The following is a 22,836-nucleotide window of genomic DNA, read 5'->3' on the forward strand; positions in this document are numbered from 1 at the left end:
AAATGAGTATTGATCTTCCTGCCGGGCCGGGGTCTTCTGAACACGCACGATCACGGCCGGTTCGACAGTGGGCCACCACCAAAGCCGCCGCGGCGCACATCTGCGTACATCCCGAAGTGCTGCGCCGCTGGAATCGCAATCGTGACAAGTACCCGTGGCTACCGCGACCCAAGCGGGTCGGAAAGGATTTTCGGTGGGATTTGAACGCGCTCGACGCGGCGCTAGAGGCACGCACCGACGAGTGAACCGCGCCCCTGAGAAGATGCGGCGGTGAGGCGGGGCAGACCGGCCCGCCCTATCGGCGTCCCCGGCACGCCCATGCTGACCGAGTTATCGGCCGGGCACTGGGAAGCGCGGATACTCGTCCGCGACGCCTCCGGCAAGAGGCGTGACCTGAGACGGGTCTCCCCGATCAGGCTCGACACACGCGGCCGAAAGATACCCGACCGCAACGGGTCTCACGCTCTGGATGCGGTGATGGCGGCTGCGGCGGCTATCCGGGTGGACCTCGGCGGGGAACTGTCGGACTCCACCACGGTGCAACAGCTGTGGATTCTGTACCGGGGCTATCTGGTCGAACAGGGCCGCGCGGGCAGCACACTGGAACGCTACGACGTGGCAGCGGAGCTGTTCACCACCGCGTTCGGGCAGCGGCGGCTACTGGAGGTCACCACGTCATCGGTTGAGGCGTTCCTCAAGCAGGTCGGCGCGGTAAAAGGACCGTCTTCGATGCGGACCGGCCGCAATGTCTTGTCGGGCATGTTCCGCTACGCGGTGCGCAAAGATGCCCTCACGGTCAACCCTGTCCGTGAGTCGGAGATGGCGAAGAACGTGGAGGCCAAGGGCCGTACCGGCGGCGCACGTGACATCACCATTGATGAACTGCGGTTCATCCTCGCGGCGGTGCGGACTTCGCAAGTGCCGTGCCCGCGCAAGCTCTCGCGCGCCGAGCGCAGCCGGAATACTCCGGTGAAGGCGTACACCCCGCCCACGGTCGCGGACTACTGTGACAGTGCCGATCTGGCCGACGTGGTAACCCTGCTGGCGGCAACGGGCTTGCGGCGCAGTCAGATTCTCGGCGTCCTCTGGACTGACATAGATCTCGATGCCCGGACTCTGCGCAGTACCGGCAAGGTCGTGCGCGTCAAAGGTGAGGGCCTGGTACGCATAGACCGCGACGACGACCCCAAGAACCGCCGGGGAACAATCGCCCTGCCTGACTTCGCCGTTGAGATGCTCAAGCGGCGCAAAGCGGTACTAGCGGCCCGCAAGCTGGTCGCCCCGCCGGACCCGGACACACCGACACTCGACCTGCTTTTTCCCTCGGCCGTGTGGACGCTGCGCGACCCCCAGAACGTCGGCCACGAATGGCAGCGAGTACGCGAAGCGCTGGGCATGGCCGATGACATCACCGCGCACAGCTTCCGCCACGCCGTCGCGACAATTCTCGATGACGCGGGCCTGTCGGCACGGATCACCGCTGACGTACTCGGCCATGCGGACCCCGCCATGACCCAGCGGCGCTACATGGCACGCGGGCGAACTCACCACGCGGCGGCGGAAGCACTCGAACGCGCCGTCAATGGTCCGGGGAATTAGTTGGGAGTTTGTTGGAGGATTGGCCGCTTCCGGTTCGTCTCACCGAACCAAAAAGCGGCCCTCACCTGCGAAAAGAGTGGAGCTAAGGGGACTCGAACCCCTGACCCCCACACTGCCAGTGTGGTGCGCTACCAGCTGCGCCATAGCCCCGAGTGGGTCGCTGTCGGGTTTCCCTGACTGCCTGAACGAAGTTACACCACTGGCGTGTCGGCAACCAAATCGCCTCGATTCGGGGGTGGCGGAGTGAGTTGTTGGACCGTAGAATCGAACACATGTTCGATTGCGATGATCTCTCATCCGTGGACTTCGGGGGCATGACCGACGAGGGGCTGATCGAGGCCCTGCGGGCGGCGCATGGGTGGGCGGCGATGGCGCAGGCCGCTGAGGTGTTCGCGGCGCGGGAGTTGTATCGACGGCATCGGGCCGAGAGTGCGGAGCCGGGGCCGGGTGGGGTGCGGGCCGGCGAGTTCGCCGCCAGTGAGGCCGCGGTGGCGTTGCAGGTCGACGAGGGGACGGCGGGGGCGTTGATCGATATCGGTCTGGCACTGGAGGATTCATTGCCGCGAACGCGGGCGGCTTTCGCGGCGGGACGGATCGATCTAGCCAAGGTGCGGGTGATCGTGGACAGCACCCGAGCGATCGCCAGGGAGGTGCTGGACGCGCTGGAGCCGCGACTACTCGAGGCGGCGGGACGAAACAATCCGGTGCGGCTGCGGCAGGCGGCGCGGCGGTGGGCGGCGCGACTGGATCCCGGCGGCACGCAGCGCCGGCGGGAACTGCGGCAGGACGAGCGCGACGTTCGGCTGCGAGCGGTGCAAGACAGCATGGCGGTATTCGACGGATTACTGCCCGCGCCGGGGGCACAGACAGTGGCGATGCGACTGCGCGAGATGAGTACGCAGGTGTGCGCATCGGATCCGCGGAATATGCCGCAGCGGCGGGCGGACGCTCTGGTGGCGCTCGCGGATGGTTCCGGACGGCTGAAATGCCAGTGCGGACGCGGTGAGCGTTGTCCGAAGTTCGGTACGCCGATCGAACAGCCGCGCAGACCACTGATCCAGATCGGGATTCCGGCGGACACGCTGCTCGGGATTGAGGAGGCACCGGCATTTCTGGCGGGGTACGGGCCGATCGACGCGGCGCTGGCCCGGATTCTGGCCGAACACGCACGCTTCCAGGTCATACCGGAACGTTCGAACGCCGACGACGATGCGGCCGTTGTCGATGAGGCGATGCAGTGGCGGCCAACGCCGCGACTGGAGCGCGAGGTGCGGGCGGTGGACGGCATGTGCCGCTTTCCCGGATGCGTCATGCCCGCCGCCGAATCCGAACTGGACCACAATCACCCCTTCGACCACCAACGCCCAGGCCGCGGCGGACGCACCATCCGCACCAATCTAGCCACACTCTGCACACGGCACCATCGCCTGAAAACGTTGGCGGACAACAAAAGACTCCCCTGGCGCATCTGGCGCGCCGATCCGGATCGCCTCCAATGGACCGTGCCGACCGGCGATATCCACACCACGATCCGCGAGGGCGCGCGATACCTATTTCCGCGCACCGACACCGACGCCCCCGTTGCCCCCTACACCGGCCACCACAGATCCGAACCGCCCGAAACTCCTCCCGCAATCCCCATCCATCCCGCCGACCGACCAACCGCCGAAGACATCGCCTACCCGCTCGACGGCTACATAGTCGTCCACGGCCAACTCCGGCGAATCCGCCCCGAGGACGAGATCCCCGACGACCACCCCAAGCCAGCCCGGTTCCCCGCCCCCTGACCGGGCGATTCTGCTCCGAGCGGGGCGCCAAGGCTGTCGAGTACCGATCCACCCCGACCGGGTCGCAAGGCCGTCCGGATGCCGCTCCACCCCGAGCAGCACATGGGCCGCCCAGATTCCCGATCCACTCCAAGCGACACACCGGGTACCTATCCCTGAGTGCCGCTCGTGGGGCTGACCGGGCCATTCCGCTCCGAGCGGGGCACCGAGGCCGTCGAGTACCGATCCATTTCGAACGGCTCACGGAGCAGCCCGGATACTCGATCCACCCCGAGCAGCTCGCAGGGCTGCCCAGATGTCCGCTCCACAAGCAACTCGCAGAGACTCCCCGATGCCCAACCAAAGCCGGGGTTGACGCGCGTAAGTGACCACAACCGCGCTCGACAGCCATCGCCACACGTTGCTGTGCGCGATTCCATGCCGCCGTTTGCGACCGCGCATTGCCGTTCGGGACCCGATATCGCCGATCACGACCGGATATGTCCAATTGCGCGTGTGCTGTCGGCAACAGCTATGTGCCTTCGACATCACTCAGGCATGCGAGGCACCGCCGAAGCCCGGCTGGTGACCTGCTGCGCGCCCAGACCGACGTCGGCCACATTGGGAACGCCCAGCGCGAAGCGTCACCGAAAATACTGGCGTGCTGCATCGCTCGGATTCGTTGAAGCTCGAATAGGGTGGAGCAGGCTTCACAAGCACCCCAGCGGATAACAATTTCACCATCCGTACCGCACAGGACGTGCATCGAACCGGCGACGCAACCGGACATACCTCGCTGGATCCAGCGCTCAAACGCGATCCAGATCACTATTTCGTAGTGATCCCGAACACATAACGTAACTATCACGAACGATCGTATATATACATTTTTACGCATTCGAACTGCGCGAATGCCGATAATCCGAAGTTGTGGTCGAGGCAATTCGGACGTTATCTCAACGTGATCTGTCGCGAATTCTTCGCTAGCGTCGTCGGCAGCCCCGGATCAACGCGAGGGGCTCGAACTCGAATCGCTGAACGCCGGTAACCCTGCCCCGCGGTTTCGAGGGTCCCCGACATCGCTGGGGGCAGGGACACGGCGGAAGTCCGCCGAGGCCGAGCGGGCGCAGCCAGGAAACCACATGACTCAGAACCGCAAGCTCACCCGTGCCCTTGGTCTCGCCGCCGTCGCCGGTGCCATCGCCGCCGTTCCGTTCGGCCTGTCCACCGCCACCGCATCGGCCTCCGGCCACAACTGGGACGCCGTTGCCCAGTGCGAGAGCAGTGGCAACTGGAACACCAACACCGGAAACGGCTTCGGCGGCGGCCTGCAGTTCACCCAGAGCACCTGGGCCGCCAATGGCGGCTCGGGCAGCCCCGAGAACGCCAGCCGCGAGGAGCAGATCCGCGTCGCGGAAAATGTGCTCGCCACCCAGGGCCCGGGCGCTTGGCCCGTGTGCGGCGCTTACCTGTAAGCCCGAATAGACCTGACGGGGTCCGTGCCATCGAGCACGGGCCCCGTTGTCGTCAGTACGGTCGAAGACATCAAACGAAATCGCCGGTGCCGGAATTATTTCCAGCAACCAAGTGAACAACCACCGTACAATTCAACCGACCGCACGCTCGACATCGCGATCGAAAACCCCTCCGCGGCGGCAGAATTCATAACTCTCACCCCAGCTCGAGATGCCTGCGACGTCAACCGAGAGTCCCACTCATCGGTACCGCCTATTTCAATTCCGCAAATCGAGCGTTCTTATGGTCCGAAACACCTGCGGGGAGTGATCCATCTCACTACCCTGTGTCCACCCGGCAACTCGTCCTGATCCACGCACGGTTCAGGTCTTTACGAAATGCCGTGGCTAGAAAGGCATCTCGACCATGAGCTCGACCCAGACCGCAGATCCGCCGACCCTGCTCACGGGGCTGTGGCAACGCAAGCTACCGCACTATCCCGATACACCCGCCCGCTCCTGGTATCTGGCCGTCGTGGTCATCGCCTCGATCGCGCTCTACTACCAACTATTCGTCACCGGCGCCGTGGGCAATGAACTCATCGGCTACTTCGACCTGTCCTTCGCCTACTTCGTCTGGATCTTCATCATCGGCGCCGCCTTCGGTGCGGTGGCCTCGGTGCTCGCGGGCGTGCTGGATCGATGGGGTCGGGCGAATATCGTCGCCTACGGCGTGGTGATCTGCTCGCTGCTGACCCTGTTCGCGGTGCCCGCGACGACCACCAAGGAGCAGTACCTGTTCGTGTACTGCCTGGTGAGCATTGTCGAGGGCGCGGTGCTGGTGGCCACACCGGCACTGATCCGCGACTTCTCCCCACAGCTGGACCGGGCATCGGCAATGGGCTTCTGGACGCTCGGACCGGTGATCGGCGCCCTGGTCACCACGCAGATCTCCACCCGCACGCTCGACGCGCATCCGGACTGGCAGTACCACTACCGACTGTGCGGCGTGATCAGCCTCGTCATCGCGGTGGTCGCGGTGGTCGGTTTGCGTGAGCTGAGTCCGCAACTGCGGGACCAGATCATGGTGACATTGCGCGACCGTGCGCTGATCGAGGCCCGTGCCCGCGGGCTGGATGTCAAGGAACTCGAGCAGGGTGTGTGGCGACAGATGTTGCGCCCCAACATCATCGGCTCGGCGTTGGCGATCAGCCTGTTCCTTGCCTTCTTCTACACCATCGTGTCGTTCCTACCGGTGTATATGGCGACGAACTTCGGCTTCAGTCCGGCCAAGGCCAATGCGCTCGGCAACTGGTACTGGGCCGCCAATGCGATAGCGCTGGTGCTGGCCGGGATCGTGTCGGACAGACTCAAGGTGCGCAAGCCGTTCATGATCGTCGGCGCGCTCATCAGCATCGTCGGCATGTACCTGTTCATCGGCTACACCGATCAGCCCGATACCGATTACTACTCGTTCGCAACGGTTTTCGTGGTGATCGCGGTCGGCACGGGCATCGCTTACTCCACCTGGATGGCGAGCTTCACCGAGACGGTCGAGGCCCGTAATCCGGCCGCGACCGCGGTGGGTCTCGCGGTGTGGGGCGGCACGCTGCGCAGCGTCGTCACCGTGGTGCTGTTCGGATTGCTGATCGTGGTGAACGCGGCCGGTCCGCTGGTCAATTACGGACCGCGGCTGTCGGAGATCGCGCACAAATACGCCCAGCAACTCGCGACAATCCAGACGGTCGGCACGGAAACCCTTGCGGCACTGCAGCAGAACCCCAATGATCAGGTCGCACAGGTTACCGCGCTGACCAAACTGACCGGCGCGTCACCGGCCGATATCCAGACGACCGTCGGCCTCAACACCCGCTACCCGCAGGAATTGGCGACGCTGCAGGCGATCGATTCGGCGACACTGGCTTCGCTGACCACGAATCCGGCCGATGCGAACGCAGGTCTGGCAGCGGTCGGACAGGTCGCGAAGAAGTTCGGCATTCCGGTGGATCAGGCGATCGCGCGCCTGCAAGCCGTGCAGCAGATTCCAGCCGCTGACCTCGCGGTGGCGGCGACCGTCGGCCCCAAACTGGCGCAGGCGACTACGCAGTTGCAGTCGGTCGGCACCATTCCGGCCGATGATCAGGCCTACCTGGCCGCGCACGCCAAGGAAGTACAGCAGGCACAAGCCGATTCGCCGAAGCAGTGGGAACGCTGGTGGTGGATCTGCCTGGCCGCACAGGTCGTGTTCCTGCCGTTCGTCTTCCTGATGGCCGGACACTGGAGCCCGAAGAAGGCGGCCGCCGAGGCCAAGGCGCACGATGAACTCGTCGAGCGCGAACTGGCCGCGATCGCGGAGGAAGAGCCGGAGCCGGAACCCGCCGGTTAGTTGCGTCGTGCCGGGCGGTACGGCCGCCCGGCACGATCACTTGGTCAGGTCGACGACCCATTCGTGGTTGTTCACATCGATCTTGTTTTTGCCGTCGAAGACGGCGGGCGTGGCGACCTCGCCATTGGCATCCGTCAGCGCAGCACGTGCCATCTGCGCGTGGATCTTCGCCGCGTCGAGTTTCGCGCCCGAGCTGATGCACTGCACCCCCTCGAGCGAGGCGCCCGATTCCTTGGCGACATTCGCGAGATCGTCATTGCTGAGATCCGCGCCGCCTTCGCCCGGCTGCTTCGAGGTGAACAGCAGCGCATGGAATTTCGAATACACCGGACCCGAACCGGTATCCGCGACACATTCGTTCGCGGCGACCGCACGGGTCGAATAATCCTTGCTATTCGACTTCGGGTCGAGGAATGCCACGAGGTGGTAGCGGACGGCGAGTTTGCCCTCGTCCATCTGCTGCGCGATCTCCTGACCGTAGAGTCGCTCCAGCGCGCCGCAGGACGGGCACAGCGGATCCTCGTACACATCGATGGTCTTCGCCGCGTCCGGGCGACCGAGGAGAATCGTGCCGTTGTTCTGGTCCACGACCGCGCGCACGTCCGCGCTGTGCACCGATCCATAGCCGTCATTGCGGATCGTGGCGTCGTCGCGCCCCCACCGGAACGCGAGGATCACGATCAACACGATGAGCGCGAGCGCCACGCCACCCAGGGCATATGTGGTCGCACTGGACATCGGCCGCGGCGTGTACTTCGATCCCGATTCGCTCACCCCGAATACTCTGCCCCAATCACACGCCACCCCGCGCATGGGGTGCTGCTGGACCACTGATCACCATCGGTGCTTCGGCGACCGCGCCGCAGGCATTGACGAAATAGACGAGGCCGAGCAGTCAGGGCCGCCGCAGCGTCATTGATGCAGGCAAACGTCGACCCTCCGGGGTTGCATGGTGGTCAGACGTCCCAGATCAGCGAGAGGCGTAGTTGTTGCCTCGAGGGTCGGGAGTGGGGGCGTCGTCGAGGCGCTCGGAGCCGTCGGGGCCGTAGGTGTAGGCGGGTGGGCTGTCCGCGATGGCTTCCACTTTCGATTCCACACCGCGTCGGTGCAGTGGTTCCGGGACGAGGGCCCAGATGGCGGCGGCGATGGCGAGTAGTGCGCCGGTCAGGGCGAGGGCGAGGGCGTAGGAGAAATGTTGGGCGACGGCGCCTACTGCGACCGGGCCGATGACGGTGCCGAGGTCGGCGGCCATTTGGAAGCCCGCTAGGACCGGGCCGCCGCGAGCCTTCGGTCCGATGACGTCGGCGACCGCGGCCTGCTGGGCGGGAGTGAACATGCCCGAGCCCAGTCCTGCCACGAATGAGGTCACCAGCAGCCAGGGCAGGTTCGACGCGAGTCCGAGTCCGGCGGTACCGGCCGCGCAGATTAGGGATCCGATGATCAGGAAGGGTTTGCGCCCGAAGCGGTCCGAAAGCCTGCCGGATGCGAAAAGCACCGCCACATTGCCCGCGGCGAACACCGTCAGCGTGACACCGGCCATGCCCGGTTGCTGATGCAGCACTTCGACAACGAGCAGCGGCACGAGCGCCATCCGCACGCCGAATACCGCCGCGCCATTGGCGAAATTCGACAGCAGTACCGCCCGATACTCCGACCGTTCCAGTCCATCCCGGAAGGACATCAGCCGCAGCCCGCCCACCGGTTCCGGTGCGGCCAGGGTCGAATGCCGCAGGTTCACATAGACCACAGCGGTAGCGAGCAACAGCGCCGCCGCGTAGATCAGGAACGGCGCCCGCAATCCGAGCCCGGCAAGCGCACCACCGACCAGCGGCCCGCTCACGGATCCGATCAGAAAACTCGTCGACCACAGCCCGGACACCCGCCCGCGCTGCGCGGGCGGTGACATCCGGATCACCAGTGCCAGCGACGACACCGTGAACATGGTCGACCCGACCCCGCCCGCCGACCGCAAAACTATTAGCTGCCAATAACTCTGGGCGAACGCGCTGGCCCCGGTCGACACCGCGACGATCAACAGGCCCCCGAGATACACCGACCGCTCCCCCAGCCGCTGCACCAACCGCCCACTGACCGGCGCGAACAACAGCCGCATCAACGCAAACGCACTCACAATCGCCGAAGCCGCGGCAACACCGACCCCGAAGCCCCGCGCAAACTGCGGCAACACCGGCGCCACCAGACCGAACCCGACGGCGATAACAAACGATGCCCCGACCAACACCCAGATCTCAACCGGCAGCGCCCTGGAAGCCGCCCCACTCCACCCAGCCCCCGCCCCGCCCTGCTCCCCAACAGAATCCGATGCCCCAACCGATCCCGCCGACCCCCATACCTTCGCCGCTCCCGCTGGCACCGTCGCCCCCGCCAATGCTGCCGAACCCAGCGCCCCTGCCTCCTCCGAACCGGACACCGCCTCAGCTTCCGCCCCCCACACCTTCCCCGGTCCCACCGACCCCGAGGCCGCTGCCTCCCCCGCTGAAGCTCTCGAACCTAGCGACTCCGACGACCCCGCAGTCGATCTATCACTCACCGGACAGCGCCTGCCCGACCACTTCTTCCGCGGCCGCCTGGACCTGGGTCAGGTGTTCGGGGCCCTCGAAGGACTCCGCGTAGATCTTGTACTTGTCTTCGGTGCCGGAGGGGCGGGCGGCGAACCAGGCGTTTTCGGTGGTGACCTTCAGGCCGCCGAGGGGGGCGCCGTTGCCGCGGGCTCGAGTGAGGACCGCGGTGATCGGCTCACCGGCGATCTCCTTTGTGGTGATCATGTCCGGTGTCAACTTCCCGAGCAGTGCTTTCTGTTCCGGAGTCGCGACGGCGTCGATGCGGGCATAGGCCGGACTGCCGTAGCGCTTCTCGAGTTCGACATAGCGCGCGGACGGGCTCTGGCCGGTGACCGCGGCGATCTCGGTGGCCAGCAGGGCGAGCAGGATGCCGTCCTTGTCGGTGGTCCACACGGTGCCGTCCATCCGCAGGAACGATGCGCCCGCACTCTCCTCACCGCCGAAAGCCAGACTGCCGCTGAATAATCCGGGCACGAAGAACTTGAAGCCGACCGGCACCTCGTACACATCGCGCCCGAGCACACTGACCACCCGGTCGATCATCGACGAACTCACCGCCGTCTTGCCGATCTTGGTGAGCGCATCCCAGCCCATCCGGTTCGCGACCAGATATTCGATGGCGACCGCGAGGAAGTGGTTCGGATTCATCAGTCCGCCATCGGGTGTGACGATGCCGTGCCGATCCGCGTCGGCGTCGTTGCCGGTGGAGATGTCGTAGTCGTCCTTGATGGCGATCAGCGAGGCCATCGCATAGCGCGAGGACGGATCCATCCGAATCTTGCCGTCGGAGTCCAGCGTCATGAACCGCCAGGTCGGATCGACGAACGGGTTGACGACCTCGAGTTCGAGGTCGTAGCGCTGCCCGATCTCCTCCCAGTAGTCGACGCTGGCCCCACCCATCGGATCGGCGCCGAGCCGGATCCCGGCGCCGCGAATGGCATCCAGGTTCAACACATTCGGCAGATCCGCGATGTAGTGGTCGAGGTAGTCGTAGCGCTCGACGCAGTTTTCCAGCGCATGGCGAAGCGTGGTCCGCCGCACCCCGGCCAAGCCGTTGCGCAACAGTTCGTTGGCGCGGTTGGCGATCGCGTCGGTGGCCTTGGTATCGGCCGGACCGCCGTGCGGCGGGTTGTATTTGAAGCCGCCGTCGCGCGGCGGATTGTGCGACGGCGTGACGACGATGCCATCGGCCTGATGCTTTGCCCCACCGCGGTTGTGCCGCAACACCGCATGACTCAGCGCGGGCGTCGGGGTGTAGCGATCGCGCGCGTCGATCATCGCGGTCACATCATTGGCGGCGAGCACCTCGAGTGCGGTGGTCCACGCGGGTTCGGACAATGCGTGGGTATCGCGGGCCAGATAGACCGGACCAGTAATCCCCCGCGTGGCACGGTATTCCACGATCGACTGGGTGATGGCCAGGATATGCGCCTCGTTGAACGCGGTATCCAGACTGGAACCCCGATGCCCCGAGGTGCCGAACGCCACCTGCTGCGCCGGCTCCGCCGGATCCGGGATCCGGCTGTAGTAGGCCGTCACCAGACGCGCGATGTCCTCCAGGTCGGTGGGACGCGCGGGTCGCCCGGCTCGATCATGGGCCATGCTCGGGTCTCCCTTCCGTGTCGGCTGCGCCCGGCTCGTCATCAAAATCATGTCCACAACCACTGGGTCGTGGCCGCGGCGACGAACACCGCGGTCAGGCTGGTCACGACGCTGATCACCACATTGCCCACCGCATAGGCGTAGGCACCCTCGGCCGCGAGCCTGATCGTCTCGTAGCCGAATGTGCTGAATGTGGTCAGCGCACCGCAGAAACCTGTTCCCGCGGCGGCCAGCAGCCAGCTGTTCGCGCCGGCGCCGATCAGTCCACCGAGCAACGCCGAACCGACAATGTTAACGGTCAATGTGCCCAGCGGCAGCAGAGATTCGAATCGCGCGGCCATCGCACGGTCGATGAGATACCGCGCAGGCGCGCCGAGCATGCCGCCGGCTAGGACGAGCACCGCCATCATCGGGCGACCCCCAGCGTCGGCTGCCAGATCTCTACTTCGGACAATGCGACATTCACCGCGGCGAGCACCTCGGAATTCTGTTCGACGAAGTCACGCAACCGCTCGGTCTCGTCAATGATCATCACCAGCACGGGTAGGTGTTCGGCCAGATCGAGGATCCGACTGGTGTGGATGCGCGAGGACGCGCCGTAACCTTCCACGCCGCGCCACACGCTGGCACCGGCCAGTCCGGTGTCCCGGGCGCGCCGCACGATCTCGTGGTAGAGGGGCCCGTGTCGCCACTTGTCGTCCTCGTCGAGCAGCAGTGTCAGCCGCGCGGCCGACTGCCACTGTCCCGCCGCCGGACCAGTGCCCGTCGGTGAATCTTTCATCGCCTGACCCCCTTCCGTCGCACTCTCCACTATTCAACTCGTCCGCCGTGCCGTACCAGTAGCCCACCGCGCCAAAACCATGCCGAGCACGACCGCCCCAAGGCCCGCCACCACCGTCCCCCCGAGATAGCCGAGCGCCTCGACCGGCGCACCCGATTCGAGCAGTCTACGAACCTCGAGGCTGTAGGTGGAAAAAGTGGTGAAGCCGCCGAGCACGCCGATACCGAGAAATGGGCGGAGCAGTCTGTGGGCTACCCATACCTCGGTGATCAGAACCATCAGAATTCCGATCGCAAAGCATCCCACGACATTGATCGTGAAGGTCGCCCAGGGGACCCGGTGCGGTTGTGCGGGCCACCACACGCCGATGCCGTAGCGCGCCAGCGCGCCGAGACCACCGCCGAGGGAGATCACCACCAGCACGGACGGCTCGACGGCAGGGTTGCGGGCCCGCTGACCCATGCGCTGACCTCCTGCCGAGCCGAATGTCACCGGCGCAATGCTAACGGTCGGGTCGGCGGAGCCGAACATCCGGGACGACGGCACGCACCATGACCAGCGTCGTTCGTTGACACGGCGGCGGCGAGAACGTACGAATGCCTGGAAGGTTCGGCCGAAGTTCCCACCCAACCCCTACGGACACTGGTCGGGAGCGATGATGGCGGCACGAATGGCGATATCCGAAGCGCCTCGAAAGACGGCGCAAAACGGGCGCCAGCAACTGTTCGGCAGATCGATTCGTGGCAACTGGGGGTCTTCGGTCCGGCGACTCGGTGTCGCGGCATCGGCGGTCGCGCTGGCCGCACTCGGCTATGCGCCGCCCGCCATGGCACAGGCGATCTATCCGATTCCAGAGCCGGACGGTTTCTATTGGGCGCCACCGGATGTGGGCAACTTCCAGCCCGGCGATGTGATCCGCAGTCGGCCGGTGGCCGCGGCGGGCTTTCCAGGCGCGACAGCATGGCAGTTGCTGTACCGGTCGACCGATTCGGCAGGCAATCCCATCGCGGCCATGACTACCCTGCTGCTACCCGCGGGCGGCGGACTCAACCGGCCGCTGGTCTCGTATCAAGCGTTCGTCAATTCGCTCGGCCTGCAGTGCGCGCCGTCGCACAGCCTCTTCGATGGCGGCATGCAAGAGGGGCCCGCGCTGAATCTGCTGCTGGCTCGCGGCTGGGCGGTCGCCGTTCCCGACCACCTCGGGCCGACCAGCGCCTATGGCGCGGCCCGCCTCGGCGGTCGGCTCACCCTGGACGGGATACGCGCGGTAAAGCGTTTCGCGCCAGCCGATCTCGCGGCTAGTCCGGTCGGTATGGCGGGATACTCGGGCGGCGCTATGGCGACCGGATTCGCGGCGGCGATGGCACCGGAGTACGCGCCGGAGCTGCCGATCGTCGGGGTCGCGCAGGGCGGGGTTCCGGTGAATATCGGTAAGCTGGCCCGCGATGTCGGCAGGCAGCCGAGCCCGCTGTTCGGCCTCGGATTCGCTGCCACCGTCGGTCTGGAGCGCGAATATCCGGCCCAGCTCTCGATGGAGCGGTTCCTCAATCCCGAGGGTTGGGCACTGCGCAGCCAGGTTGCGAATGCCTGCACCTCCGAAATCATCGCGGCGGGCGCGAACAAGGACTTCGACGATGTCTTCAACGGCTCGATGTTCGACACCGACGACGCCGCGATCGGGATCCTGCACGAGAACAGCCTGGAGATATATCCCGGTGTACCACGCGCTCCGATCTACGAATGGCACGGCGCCAACGATCAGGTGGATCCGTGGCTGGCCCGCGAGGTGGTGGACCGCTATTGCACGGCGGGCACGCCGGTGCTGTTCGACCTGATTCCGGGCACCGACCACAATGCGGCGATATTCGCCGGTGCGCCACGGGCATTCAACTATCTGTCCGACCGGTTCGCGGGACTCCCGGCCCCGAGCAACTGCTGAGGGATACAACACTGCGCCCGCGTCGATGCTGACGCGGGCGCAGTGCCGTCGGACAGACCTTGAGTGAACACCTCATGCGGCCACCACGGAGCGAGTCTTACGAGCGACCCGTTCGCGGCCCGTCTCGCGTCCGAGTCGTCGAAGCGCATGCGCCGTAGGCGCGAGTCTCGACGGCTCGGACGCGAGACACCGGGGGCCGCGAACACGCGGCGCCCGCGCCGCCAAAAACTCAGTGCACGATTACTGGTTCGCCTTCCGACGGAGCCGGAACCGTATTCGGCATCAGGAATGCGGTGATCACCGCACCGGCCACGAAAATCGCGGTGGCCCACCAGAAGCTGGTCGTGTAGCTCTCGATCTGGGCCTGTGCCACGGCGAGTGGACCCGGCGTATGCGACGACAGGTAGTCCGTCGCGGCCGAGGCGGCGATGGTGCTCAGCAGCGCCGTGCCGATCGAACCGCCGACCTGCTGGCTGGTGTTGATCATCGCCGAGGCGACACCGGCATCCTCGTGGTGTACACCGGCCGTCGCTCCCTGGAAGGCGGTCGACATCGCACCACCGAGACCGAGACCCATCAGGATCAGGGCGGGCAGGATATTCGCGACATAGCCGCTGTCCAAGCTGATCTGGGTCAGCCATGCCATGCCGAACGCGGCGACCAGGAAGCCACCGGCGACCACCATTTTCGGACCGACCTTCGGCAGCAGCAGCGAGGGCACCGTGGTCGAGGAGACGACCATGCCCGCCACCATCGGCAGGAACGCCAGACCGGTCTTGATCGGCGAGTACCCCATGCTCAGCTGCATGTAGTAGGTCAGGAACAGGAAGATCGCGAACATTCCGATGCCCATGACGAATACCGTCAGGAACGAACCGCCGCGAGTGCGGTCCAGCACGATGCGCAGCGGCAACAACGGATTCGCGACCCGGGTCTCGATCCACACGAACACCGCGAGCAGGGCGGCGCCACCGATCAGGAAACCGAGGGTGACCGGGTTGCCCCAGCTGGCCGACTCGGCGTGCGAGAACCCGTAGACGATGCCGAACAGTGCGGCGGTCACCACAACGGTGCCTGGGATGTCGAGCTTGGGCCGTTCGGCGACCACATGCTTGGCCAGCAGCAGCACCGCGCCCACCAGCGCGACCGCAGCAAAGCCGAGGTTCACGAACATCACCCAGCGCCACGAGGCCCATTCGGTGAGCATGCCGCCGAGCAACAGACCGATGGCGCCACCCGCACCGGCGACCGCACCGAAGATGCCGAAGGCCTTGGCGCGCTCACCCGGTTCGGTGAAGGTCACCGTGAGCAGCGACAGTGCGGCGGGCGCGAGCAGCGCACCGAAGACGCCCTGTCCGACGCGGGCCGCGACCAGCATTTCGAAGCTGGTGGCCGCGCCGCCGACCGCGGAGGCGACGGCGAATCCGATCAGGCCGATAATGAAGGTGTTACGTCGGCCGAACAGGTCACTGAGTCGGCCACCGAGCAGCAACAGGCTGCCGAAGGCCAGCGCGTAACCGGTGACGACCCACTGCCGATCGCCATCGCTGAAACCGAGGTCCTGTTGCGCTGCGGGCAGCGCGATATTCACCACGGTCGCGTCGAGCACAACCATGAGCTGAGCCACGCCGAGTACGGCGAGCACCCACCAGCGCAGGGCGTGCGAGCCGCGGCGGCCCGAGTCGGTTTTCTCGGGGGCGGGTGCCCCACGGTCCAACGTGGTAGTCATGTGTCCCCTTTGTCTCGAGGCTTGATCCGGAGAAGGCGCCTCCGCTTACCGAGTTAAGCTAACACAATAACGGAGACATCCCCTCCACTTAATCCCGCTTATTGCTAGGATGTGCCTGTGAATCCCGCCACTACCGTGCCTCCACCTCGGCGTCTACGCGCCGACGCTGCCCGCAATCAGCAGCGCATCGTCGAGGCAGCCCGCCAGCTCTTCGCCGATCACGGCCTGGAGATCACCCTCGATGACGTGGCCGAACGCGCGGGGGTCGGCGTCGGCACCGTCTACCGACGCTTCGCCAACAAGAAGGAATTGATCGCCGAGGTCTTCGAACAGAACGTCGGCGAATTCGCCGTCGCCGCAGAGACCGCGGCCAAGCATCCCGACCCCTGGCTGGGACTGGTCCAGTTCTTCGAGTACGCCTGCACCCATCTGGCCACCAATCGCGGCTTCAGCGAGGTCATGCTCGAACTCGAGGAGGATCTGGAGCGCTTCGCCCAGTTGCGCGACCGGATCAAGCCGACCGTCGCCGCGGTCATCGATCGCGCGCGCGAGGCCGGCGCACTGCAGCCCGATATCGAGCCCTCGGACTTCTTCGCGCTGATCCACATGGTCGACGCGCTCGCCGAGTTCTCCAAGCCGGTGAATCCGAATGCCTGGCAGCGCTATATGGCCATCGCGCTCAACGGCGTTCGCAGCGATGACACGCCGCGCCGACTACTACCGGCACCCCCCTTGACGGATGAGGAAGTCGAACAAGCCAAGTCGTTCGCCTGCGCGGGCCGCAAGCGCTAGCGCAAAAAACCGGGGATATCTAGCGCTCAACTGAGCCAACCCTTACAGTTGGACGCATGACCAACTCGTGGGGGAACTGGGCCGGGGATCAGCAGTGCGCGCCAGCCGCCATCGTCGCCCCGCGCGATACCGAAGAATTGGCCGAGATCATCGGCCGCGCCGCCACCACCGGACAGACAGTACGCGTCGCCGGTGCGGGTCATTCGTTCACCGATGCCGTACTCACCGACGGCATCCTGCTCGACCTCGCGAAGCTGAACCGCATCCTCAATGTGGACCGGGAGACCGGCCGCGTTCGAGTGGAGGCGGGCGTCACCCTCAATGCCGCGAGCAATGCATTGCATCCGCTCGGCCTGGCCTTCCCCAATCTCGGCGATATCGACGTGCAGACCGTCGCGGGCGCGACCGCCACCGCCACCCACGGCACCGGCGCGACCCTGCAAAACCTCTCGGCCGCACAGCAATCCATCGAACTGGTGCTCGCCGACGGCAGCCGAGTCGAGTTGAACGAGGAGTCCGATCCGGACGGCTGGCGCGCGGCGCGAGTCAGCGTCGGGGCGCTCGGCGTGGTCAGTGCGGTCACCCTGCAGATGGTGCCGTCGTTCGTGCTGGAGGGAATCGAGCGGCCGGTGCCGGTCGAGGACGTCCTCACGGATCTGGACGCCTATGTCGACGGCAACCAGCATTTCGAGTTCTACATGTTCGGCCACAGCCCGCTGGCGATGACGAAGCGCAATAACCCCGTCGACCTGCCGGAACAGCCGCGCGGCCGGGCCGCCGACTGGTTCGCCGACATCCTGATGTCCAACTACGCCTTCGACGCGCTGTGCCGACTCGGCAAGCGCCAGCCGCGGCTGGTGCCGTGGATCCATCGCGGCGCGGCGTATGCGGGCAGTTACCGCCGCCAGGTCGACCGCTCCTATCGAGTCTTCGCCTCACCCCGGTTGATTCGCTTCACCGAGATGGAATACGCGATCCCGCGCGAACATTCCGTCGCCGCCATCCGCGAGATCAAGGACCTCGCGACGCGGTTCGATACGCTGATGCCGATCGAGGTGCGCTGGGTCGCCCCCGATGACGCGTTTCTCTCCCCCGCCGGTGGCCGCGAAACCTGCTATATCGCCGTGCACCAGTACCGCGGCATGGACTTCGAGCCGTATTTTCGCGCCTGCGAAGCGGTTTTCGACAAGTACGACGGCCGCCCGCACTGGGGCAAGCGCCACTTCCAGAGCGCCGAGACGTTGCGGCCGCGCTATCCGGACTGGGACCACTTCGCCGAAGTACGCCGCCGCTTCGATCCCAAGGGCCGCTTCGCCAACGCCTACGTCGAGCGGGTACTCGGCTCTGTTTGATTGCAGCGCCTTCGGCGCTGCGTGTTCGCTCGTAAGACTCGCTCCGTTGCGGCTGGGAAGGGCTTGGATTCTTACTGCTTCAGCGCTGTCTGGTGGTTACCCGGGTCCGCTCGTGCACCTCGCGATGCGTCGGGAGCGCGGACTCGGGCGCGAGACGGGCCGCGAACGGTCGCTCGTAAGACTCGCTCCGTGGTGGCCGAGCCGCATGGTTCAGCTGGCGAGTATCTCGGTGACCAGGCGCGGTAAGACGGTGCCGATGGGTTCACGGATGACCTCGGTGGCGATGCTGTCGTAGGGCGTCGGTTCGGCATTGACGATGACCAGATCCGCGCCGCTGTCGACGGCGATCGCGCACATCGATGCGGCGGGCTCCACCTGCAGCGAGGAACCGATGGCCAGGAAGATATCGCTGGCCTCGGCGGTCAGCGCGGCCTTGGTCATGGTGCGGCGATCCATCTGCTGGCCGAACATGATGGTCGCGGATTTCAGGATGCCGCCGCAGGCCGGACACGGCGGATCCGCCTCGCCCGCGGCCACCCGCGCCAGGGTGGCCGCCATGCTCGTCTGGTATTCGCAACCGACACAGACGACTTCGAACATATTGCCGTGGATTTCGATCACCCGGCCGGGTGAGGATCCGGCGCGCTGGTGCAGTCGGTCGATGTTCTGGGTGATGATCGTGATGGTGCGCCCGGCGCGCTCCAGGTCGGCCAGTGCGGCGTGCGCGGCATTGGGTTGGGCCTGCCAGGCCGGATTGTCGCGGCGGGCCAGCCAGGAGCGTTTGCGCAGCTCCGGATCGGCGAGGTAGGCATCGTAGGTCGACAACAGTTCGGCGATGGGGTCTTTCGTCCATACGCCGCGGGGGCCGCGGAAGTCGGGAATGCCGGAATCGGTGGAGATGCCCGCGCCGGTGAGCACGCCGATCCGCCCGTCCCGTTTGCGCCAGTCGGTCGTCACATCGATTCAGCCTAGGGGGCTGCGTTATCAGTGCCCAGGGCACGCGGTCGACAAGCCAAGTTCATGAGAGATTGTTACACTAAGTCTCTCAAGCTCTTGGATGGTTGATCAAAGGAGATCGCAATGACCGCCGCCGCATTCGATGCCGATTCACGGACCGCACCGGAGCGCCGCCCGTTCGCACCGGGTACTCGAATGTGGGACGAAACCGGCCTGATCACCTTCTCCCTCACCGCCGGCTCGGCATTTCTGCTGCAGACCATGGAACCGACCATCGCCGCCGTGGTCGACGAACACTCCACCTTCCGCACCGATCCGCTCGGACGCGCGGTGCGCAGCATCGGTTCGGTGATGATGTGGATCTACGGCGGCGACGAGGCGATCGCCGAAGCGGATCGCCTGCGCAAGATGCACGCCTCGCTCAACACCACCACCCCCGATGGTGTCCGGCACAAGGCGCTGGCCTCCGGCCCGTGGGCCTGGGTGCTGCACACCGGTACCTTCGCCTTCACCGAGAATGCCGAATACTTCGCCCGCCGCCCGCTGACCCCGGCCGAGAAGGACGCGTACTACCAGGAAACGGTGCAGCTCATGCGCAATTTCATGGTGGCACCCAAGGAGGTTCCGGCGAACTACACCGAATTCGAGAAGTTTTTCACGGATATGGTGGAGAACCACCTGCAGGAGACCGGCACCGCGCACGATTACCTGCGGGTGATCCGGTCGATCGCGCCGCCCGAGCAATTGCCGCGTGCATTGCGCCCGGCCTGGAAGCGCATGGTCGCACCGGTCGGTCGGCTGCAGTATTTCGTAACCGTCGGCACCACCCCGGAGGCGGCCCGGCGCAAGCTCGGCCTGACGTGGTCGGAGTCCGATGAGCGCAAGCTGAAGGCGTTGGGCTGGTTCATCGCTCGCACGGTGCCGCTGCTGCCGGAGCGGGTGCGCTACTTCCCGATCGCATACGAGGCGCGGCGGCTCGCGCGCGATCGCGCGCGGCTGCGCAAGGTCATCAATTTGCGTCCCATGTGACGCCTCGCGCGCGTTCACGGCCCGCGGTTGCCGCTCCGGCACCGCGGGCCGCGTCGTATCCAGGCAAAATGCCGATTTCCTGACCGACCGGTTTCTTCTTGATTCATATCCCGCGTGCGGCAACAACTCTCGAGCGACGGGCCTCGAGATGCCTTGGCGGACAAAGTCGCCCCCTCGTCGCGAAACATATTCCACCCGTCCTGGTATACGTATCACGCACCCTGCGACGCAGCCCCGGTGCAGCCGCCCGACAATCCCGACATTGCGCCCAGAACCACGGCACAGCTCCGATTCACCAGCCTGAAAGGTATTCCCGCACATGGCTCACAAGCCCAGCGTGCTGTTCGTCTGTGTCCACAATGCGGGCCGGTCGCAAATGGCCGCCGGATTCCTCGATGCGCTTGCCGGCGACCGCATCGATGCGCACACCGCCGGGAGCGCGCCCGCCGACGTCATCAATCCGGCCGCCGTAGCGGTCATGGCCGAACTCGGTATCGATATCTCGACACACGCGCCGAAGCTGCTGACCGTGGACGCGGTGGCCATGTCCGATGTCGTCGTCACCATGGGTTGCGGCGATGCGTGCCCGTTCTTCCCCGGTATCAGCTACCGCGATTGGATGCTGCCCGATGCGACCGGTGAGGACATCGTCATCGTGCGCTCGATCCGCGACCGGATCCGTATCCTGGTGGAAAATCTGATCGCGGAACTGATCCCGGCCACCGCCTGCTGAGTCCGATTTGTTCAAGACGCCTGCCGAAGTGCCGCATACGCTGCGGATATGACTCCACAACTCAATGTCATCGGCATTGTCGTCAGCGATATGGCCGCCTCACTCGCCTTCTACCGACGCCTGGGTCTCGAGTTCCCGGAGGCGGATGACGGGCATATGGAGGCCCCCTTGCCCGGCGGTATGCGGCTGACGCTGGATACCGAGGCCGTGATCAAGTCGTTCCACTCCGACTGGCAGCCACCGACTTCCGCGGGGCGACTCGGCCTGGCCTTCCAGTGCGCGGACCCCGCCGAGGTCGACGCGGTCTACAGCGAACTCATCGATGCCGGATACCGCGGCGAACTGAAGCCTTGGGACGCCTTCTGGGGCCAGCGCTACGCGACGATCCTGGACCCGGATGGCAGTAGCGTCGATCTGTACGCCCCGCTGTCGGATTGAGCCGTCGCTAGGAGCGGGTGAGCAATTCGCTCAACGGCATGCCGGCCAGTTCGCGCACATCGCGCGCGAGGTGGGCCTGATCGGCGAATCCGGTGCGAAATGCGGTGTCCGCGAGCGGTACTCCGCTGCGGGCGACCGCGAGCGCCCGCTGCAGCCGCAGGATTCGCGCCAATGTTTTGGGCCCGTAGCCGAAGGCCGCGAGCGAGCGTCGGTGCAACACCCGCGCACCGAGCCCCGCGGCCTCGGCCGTCGCCGCGACCGACCATCCGGCGTCCAGCGCATCGACGATTCGCCGCAATACCGGGTCGGGCGGTTCGGTGTCGTTGGCCCGCCGCATTGCGATCGCCTCCAATGCGGCGGTCTGATCCGCTGCCGTCCCGACCTCTTCCGCGAGCCGCCGAGCCGCCGCCGCGGGCCACACATCCGCCAACTCGACCCGTTTATCGCGCAATTCGTGCGCGGGCACCCCGAGCAGTGCGGGCGCGCTGCCCGGTGCGAATCGAATCCCGACCCATCGAGTGCCCGTCGCACCATCGGCCATATACGCCCGGGTGTCCGGTCCAGCCACCAGCAACCTGCCATTGCTCCACAGCAGATCCATGCATCCGTCCGGCAACACCGGTACGGCCGCGGCCACGGTGACATTGGTATTCGTCCACACCACGGCACCCGGGAGCCGCGACGGCCGCTCCCGATATCCCGGCACTACCTCTGCCACGAATCCGAGGCTACCCGCGCCGCCTCGCGCCTCAGCCGAGGAAGGTCAGCAGCCGGTCGGCCAGCCACTGCGGCCGCTCTTCCGGCACGTAGTGACCGCAGTCCGGGATCCGTTCCAGGCGCATATCGTCGGCGTAATCGCGATAGCTGTCCGGCACGCCCTCGGAGAGCGGATCGCAGGCGCCGTTGAGGTGCAGGGTCGGCACCCGCAGCCGCATCATGCGGTAGTGCCGTGCGAAATGCGGTACCTCGTGCAACATCACATTGCGATTGAAGTCGATGGTCGCCGAATGCGCACTCGGTGTGCGCATCCGGGACAGATAGACCGCGGCCTCCGCATCGCTGAAGCGCCCCTGGTGCCGCCACGCGCGCAGACTCCGCTTTGTCAGCACCGTTTGCAGTGCTGACGAACGCCCAAGCGCGGCAAGCGCGTAGACGTGCCACGGTCTGGTGAATACCGCGGGACGCACCCCATCGATAGTCCACGGATGCACACCGGCCAGCGCGACGAACTGGTCGAACCGCTCCGGCCAGTTCAGGCAGGCGCGATACCCCACGACCAGCCCCCAATCACGTCCGACCACCCGCGCTCGATCCACTTCCAACCGATCCAGCAATTCGACGAGATCACGCGCCAAGCGCTCGAACGTATAGCCGTCACCGGATCCTTCGGACCACCCGAGGCCGCGGATATCCGGACATATCACCCGATACCGCTGAGCGAGCGGTGCGATCACGTGCCGCCACTCCCACCAGTGCTGTGGCCAGCCGTGCAGCAAGATGAGCGGTTCACCCGCGCCCGCCTCGGCGTAGTGGATGCGCAGGCCACCGATCTGAACGAAGTGGTGGCGCACGTCAGTCGGGATATCGGCGGAAAGTGCGGTGAGTTCGGCGGAATTCGTCAGCGATGTAGTCACGGGTCTCTCCTGAGTTCGACCAACCCCCGACTCGAAGCTAACATAAGATTTAGAAGTAAGCAC

The 22,836-nt window shown here is 65.8% G+C and carries 21 protein-coding genes and 1 tRNA gene; 11 read left to right on the forward strand and 11 right to left on the reverse strand.

Going from position 1 to position 22,836, the window contains the following annotated elements; translation table 11 throughout:
• The first annotated feature begins 2 nt into the window (after nucleotides 1-2).
• Both OIE68_RS23155 and OIE68_RS23160 read left to right on the forward strand, forming a co-directional pair.
• A complete protein-coding gene (locus OIE68_RS23155; protein ID WP_157187294.1) occupies nucleotides 3-245 on the forward strand; it encodes a hypothetical protein in 243 nt (80 codons plus the stop codon).
• Nucleotides 246-318: 73 nt separating this feature from the next.
• Nucleotides 319-1,599 carry a site-specific integrase gene (locus OIE68_RS23160; RefSeq protein ID WP_327101764.1) on the forward strand — a complete coding sequence of 427 codons (1,281 nt, stop codon included), beginning with the start codon at nucleotides 319-321 and terminating at the stop codon, nucleotides 1,597-1,599.
• A gap of 77 nt (nucleotides 1,600-1,676) precedes the next feature.
• Here the strand turns inward: OIE68_RS23160 and OIE68_RS23165 are convergent.
• A tRNA-Ala gene (locus tag OIE68_RS23165) sits at nucleotides 1,677-1,749 on the reverse strand.
• Between the two features lie 122 nt (nucleotides 1,750-1,871).
• On the opposite strand from OIE68_RS23165, the gene OIE68_RS23170 reads away from it, so the two are divergent.
• From OIE68_RS23170 to OIE68_RS23180, 3 genes are all read left to right on the forward strand, one after another.
• Nucleotides 1,872-3,386 carry an HNH endonuclease signature motif containing protein gene (locus OIE68_RS23170; RefSeq protein WP_327101434.1) on the forward strand — a complete coding sequence of 505 codons (1,515 nt, stop codon included), beginning with the start codon at nucleotides 1,872-1,874 and terminating at the stop codon, nucleotides 3,384-3,386.
• Between the two features lie 1,121 nt (nucleotides 3,387-4,507).
• Nucleotides 4,508-4,840 carry a transglycosylase family protein gene (locus tag OIE68_RS23175; protein WP_327101435.1) on the forward strand — a complete coding sequence of 111 codons (333 nt, stop codon included), beginning with the start codon at nucleotides 4,508-4,510 and terminating at the stop codon, nucleotides 4,838-4,840.
• 406 nt (nucleotides 4,841-5,246) lie between these two features.
• Nucleotides 5,247-7,205 carry an MFS transporter gene (locus tag OIE68_RS23180; protein WP_327101436.1) on the forward strand — a complete coding sequence of 653 codons (1,959 nt, stop codon included), beginning with the start codon at nucleotides 5,247-5,249 and terminating at the stop codon, nucleotides 7,203-7,205.
• Between the two features lie 36 nt (nucleotides 7,206-7,241).
• Here OIE68_RS23180 and OIE68_RS23185 read toward each other — a convergent pair whose 3' ends face one another.
• The 6 genes from OIE68_RS23185 to crcB all read right to left on the reverse strand — a co-directional run bounded on the left by OIE68_RS23185 (nucleotide 7,242) and on the right by crcB (nucleotide 12,662).
• Nucleotides 7,242-7,979, reverse strand: a complete 738-nt coding sequence (locus OIE68_RS23185; protein ID WP_327101437.1) for a DsbA family protein — start codon at nucleotides 7,977-7,979, stop codon at nucleotides 7,242-7,244.
• 196 nt (nucleotides 7,980-8,175) lie between these two features.
• On the reverse strand, nucleotides 8,176-9,465 hold the full coding sequence (locus tag OIE68_RS23190) for an MFS transporter (protein ID WP_327101765.1): 1,290 nt from the start codon (nucleotides 9,463-9,465) through the stop codon (nucleotides 8,176-8,178).
• Nucleotides 9,466-9,748: 283 nt separating this feature from the next.
• Nucleotides 9,749-11,389, reverse strand: coding sequence for a phosphoglucomutase (alpha-D-glucose-1,6-bisphosphate-dependent) (gene pgm, locus OIE68_RS23195; protein ID WP_327101438.1), 1,641 nt, complete (start codon nucleotides 11,387-11,389; stop codon nucleotides 9,749-9,751).
• A 47-nt stretch (nucleotides 11,390-11,436) separates the two neighbouring features.
• Entirely contained in the window at nucleotides 11,437-11,799 is a 363-nt protein-coding gene (locus OIE68_RS23200; RefSeq protein ID WP_327101439.1) for a CrcB family protein, read from the reverse strand.
• Nucleotides 11,796-12,170, reverse strand: coding sequence for a DUF190 domain-containing protein (locus OIE68_RS23205; RefSeq protein WP_327101440.1), 375 nt, complete (start codon nucleotides 12,168-12,170; stop codon nucleotides 11,796-11,798). Before OIE68_RS23205 ends, OIE68_RS23200 begins: the two co-directional genes overlap by 4 nt.
• A 33-nt stretch (nucleotides 12,171-12,203) precedes the next feature.
• The gene (gene crcB / locus OIE68_RS23210; protein WP_327101441.1) at nucleotides 12,204-12,662 is read right to left on the reverse strand and encodes a fluoride efflux transporter CrcB; all 459 of its coding nucleotides are present in this window, start codon (nucleotides 12,660-12,662) and stop codon (nucleotides 12,204-12,206) included.
• A 178-nt stretch (nucleotides 12,663-12,840) separates the two neighbouring features.
• Here crcB and OIE68_RS23215 point away from each other — a divergent pair, with 178 nt between their 5' ends.
• A complete protein-coding gene (locus OIE68_RS23215) occupies nucleotides 12,841-14,109 on the forward strand; it encodes a lipase family protein (RefSeq protein ID WP_419150738.1) in 1,269 nt (422 codons plus the stop codon).
• Nucleotides 14,110-14,338: 229 nt separating this feature from the next.
• On the opposite strand, the gene OIE68_RS23220 is transcribed toward OIE68_RS23215, so the two are convergent.
• Nucleotides 14,339-15,838: an MFS transporter gene (locus OIE68_RS23220; protein ID WP_327101442.1), complete on the reverse strand. Its 1,500-nt coding sequence runs from the start codon at nucleotides 15,836-15,838 to the stop codon at nucleotides 14,339-14,341.
• A gap of 117 nt (nucleotides 15,839-15,955) precedes the next feature.
• Here OIE68_RS23220 and OIE68_RS23225 point away from each other — a divergent pair, with 117 nt between their 5' ends.
• Together OIE68_RS23225 and OIE68_RS23230 are read left to right on the forward strand one after the other, a co-directional pair.
• On the forward strand, nucleotides 15,956-16,630 hold the full coding sequence (locus OIE68_RS23225) for a TetR/AcrR family transcriptional regulator (RefSeq protein WP_327101443.1): 675 nt from the start codon (nucleotides 15,956-15,958) through the stop codon (nucleotides 16,628-16,630).
• 56 nt (nucleotides 16,631-16,686) lie between these two features.
• Nucleotides 16,687-17,982 carry a D-arabinono-1,4-lactone oxidase gene (locus tag OIE68_RS23230; RefSeq protein ID WP_327101444.1) on the forward strand — a complete coding sequence of 432 codons (1,296 nt, stop codon included), beginning with the start codon at nucleotides 16,687-16,689 and terminating at the stop codon, nucleotides 17,980-17,982.
• Between the two features lie 210 nt (nucleotides 17,983-18,192).
• On the opposite strand, the gene OIE68_RS23235 is transcribed toward OIE68_RS23230, so the two are convergent.
• The gene (locus OIE68_RS23235; RefSeq protein WP_327101445.1) at nucleotides 18,193-18,939 is read right to left on the reverse strand and encodes a Sir2 family NAD-dependent protein deacetylase; all 747 of its coding nucleotides are present in this window, start codon (nucleotides 18,937-18,939) and stop codon (nucleotides 18,193-18,195) included.
• A gap of 123 nt (nucleotides 18,940-19,062) precedes the next feature.
• Between OIE68_RS23235 and OIE68_RS23240 the strand changes: the two genes are divergently transcribed.
• The 3 genes from OIE68_RS23240 (at nucleotide 19,063) to OIE68_RS23250 (ending at nucleotide 21,139) form a co-directional block, all read left to right on the forward strand.
• A complete protein-coding gene (locus OIE68_RS23240; RefSeq protein ID WP_327101446.1) occupies nucleotides 19,063-19,968 on the forward strand; it encodes an oxygenase MpaB family protein in 906 nt (301 codons plus the stop codon).
• Nucleotides 19,969-20,287: 319 nt separating this feature from the next.
• Nucleotides 20,288-20,701 (forward strand): arsenate reductase ArsC, encoded by a 414-nt coding sequence (locus OIE68_RS23245; RefSeq protein ID WP_327101447.1) that lies wholly within the window; start codon nucleotides 20,288-20,290, stop codon nucleotides 20,699-20,701.
• A 48-nt stretch (nucleotides 20,702-20,749) separates the two neighbouring features.
• On the forward strand, nucleotides 20,750-21,139 hold the full coding sequence (locus OIE68_RS23250; RefSeq protein WP_327101448.1) for a VOC family protein: 390 nt from the start codon (nucleotides 20,750-20,752) through the stop codon (nucleotides 21,137-21,139).
• 7 nt (nucleotides 21,140-21,146) lie between these two features.
• Here OIE68_RS23250 and OIE68_RS23255 read toward each other — a convergent pair whose 3' ends face one another.
• Together OIE68_RS23255 and OIE68_RS23260 are read right to left on the reverse strand one after the other, a co-directional pair.
• Nucleotides 21,147-21,857 carry a helix-turn-helix transcriptional regulator gene (locus tag OIE68_RS23255; protein ID WP_327101449.1) on the reverse strand — a complete coding sequence of 237 codons (711 nt, stop codon included), beginning with the start codon at nucleotides 21,855-21,857 and terminating at the stop codon, nucleotides 21,147-21,149.
• A gap of 31 nt (nucleotides 21,858-21,888) precedes the next feature.
• The gene (locus OIE68_RS23260; RefSeq protein WP_327101450.1) at nucleotides 21,889-22,773 is read right to left on the reverse strand and encodes an alpha/beta hydrolase; all 885 of its coding nucleotides are present in this window, start codon (nucleotides 22,771-22,773) and stop codon (nucleotides 21,889-21,891) included.
• Between the last annotated feature and the right edge of the window lie 63 nt (nucleotides 22,774-22,836).

Source organism: Nocardia vinacea (genome assembly GCF_035920345.1).
Lineage (GTDB): Bacteria > Actinomycetota > Actinomycetes > Mycobacteriales > Mycobacteriaceae > Nocardia > Nocardia vinacea_A.

Bases quoted from the DNA above. Each gene is read 5' to 3' on its own strand.
- OIE68_RS23240 (WP_327101446.1), top strand. From the start codon at position 19,063: ATGACCGCCGCCGCATTCGATGCCGATTCACGGACCGCACCGGAGCGC.
- OIE68_RS23180 (WP_327101436.1), top strand. From the start codon at position 5,247: ATGAGCTCGACCCAGACCGCAGATCCGCCGACCCTGCTCACGGGGCTG.
- OIE68_RS23200 (WP_327101439.1), bottom strand. From the start codon at position 11,799: ATGATGGCGGTGCTCGTCCTAGCCGGCGGCATGCTCGGCGCGCCTGCG.
- OIE68_RS23250 (WP_327101448.1), top strand. From the start codon at position 20,750: ATGACTCCACAACTCAATGTCATCGGCATTGTCGTCAGCGATATGGCC.
- OIE68_RS23155 (WP_157187294.1), top strand. From the start codon at position 3: ATGAGTATTGATCTTCCTGCCGGGCCGGGGTCTTCTGAACACGCACGA.
- OIE68_RS23160 (WP_327101764.1), top strand. From the start codon at position 319: ATGCTGACCGAGTTATCGGCCGGGCACTGGGAAGCGCGGATACTCGTC.
- OIE68_RS23215 (WP_419150738.1), top strand. From the start codon at position 12,841: ATGGCGATATCCGAAGCGCCTCGAAAGACGGCGCAAAACGGGCGCCAG.
- OIE68_RS23245 (WP_327101447.1), top strand. From the start codon at position 20,288: ATGGCTCACAAGCCCAGCGTGCTGTTCGTCTGTGTCCACAATGCGGGC.
- OIE68_RS23220 (WP_327101442.1), bottom strand. From the start codon at position 15,838: ATGACTACCACGTTGGACCGTGGGGCACCCGCCCCCGAGAAAACCGAC.
- pgm (WP_327101438.1), bottom strand. From the start codon at position 11,389: ATGGCCCATGATCGAGCCGGGCGACCCGCGCGTCCCACCGACCTGGAG.
- OIE68_RS23170 (WP_327101434.1), top strand. From the start codon at position 1,872: ATGTTCGATTGCGATGATCTCTCATCCGTGGACTTCGGGGGCATGACC.
- OIE68_RS23230 (WP_327101444.1), top strand. From the start codon at position 16,687: ATGACCAACTCGTGGGGGAACTGGGCCGGGGATCAGCAGTGCGCGCCA.
- OIE68_RS23205 (WP_327101440.1), bottom strand. From the start codon at position 12,170: ATGAAAGATTCACCGACGGGCACTGGTCCGGCGGCGGGACAGTGGCAG.
- OIE68_RS23175 (WP_327101435.1), top strand. From the start codon at position 4,508: ATGACTCAGAACCGCAAGCTCACCCGTGCCCTTGGTCTCGCCGCCGTC.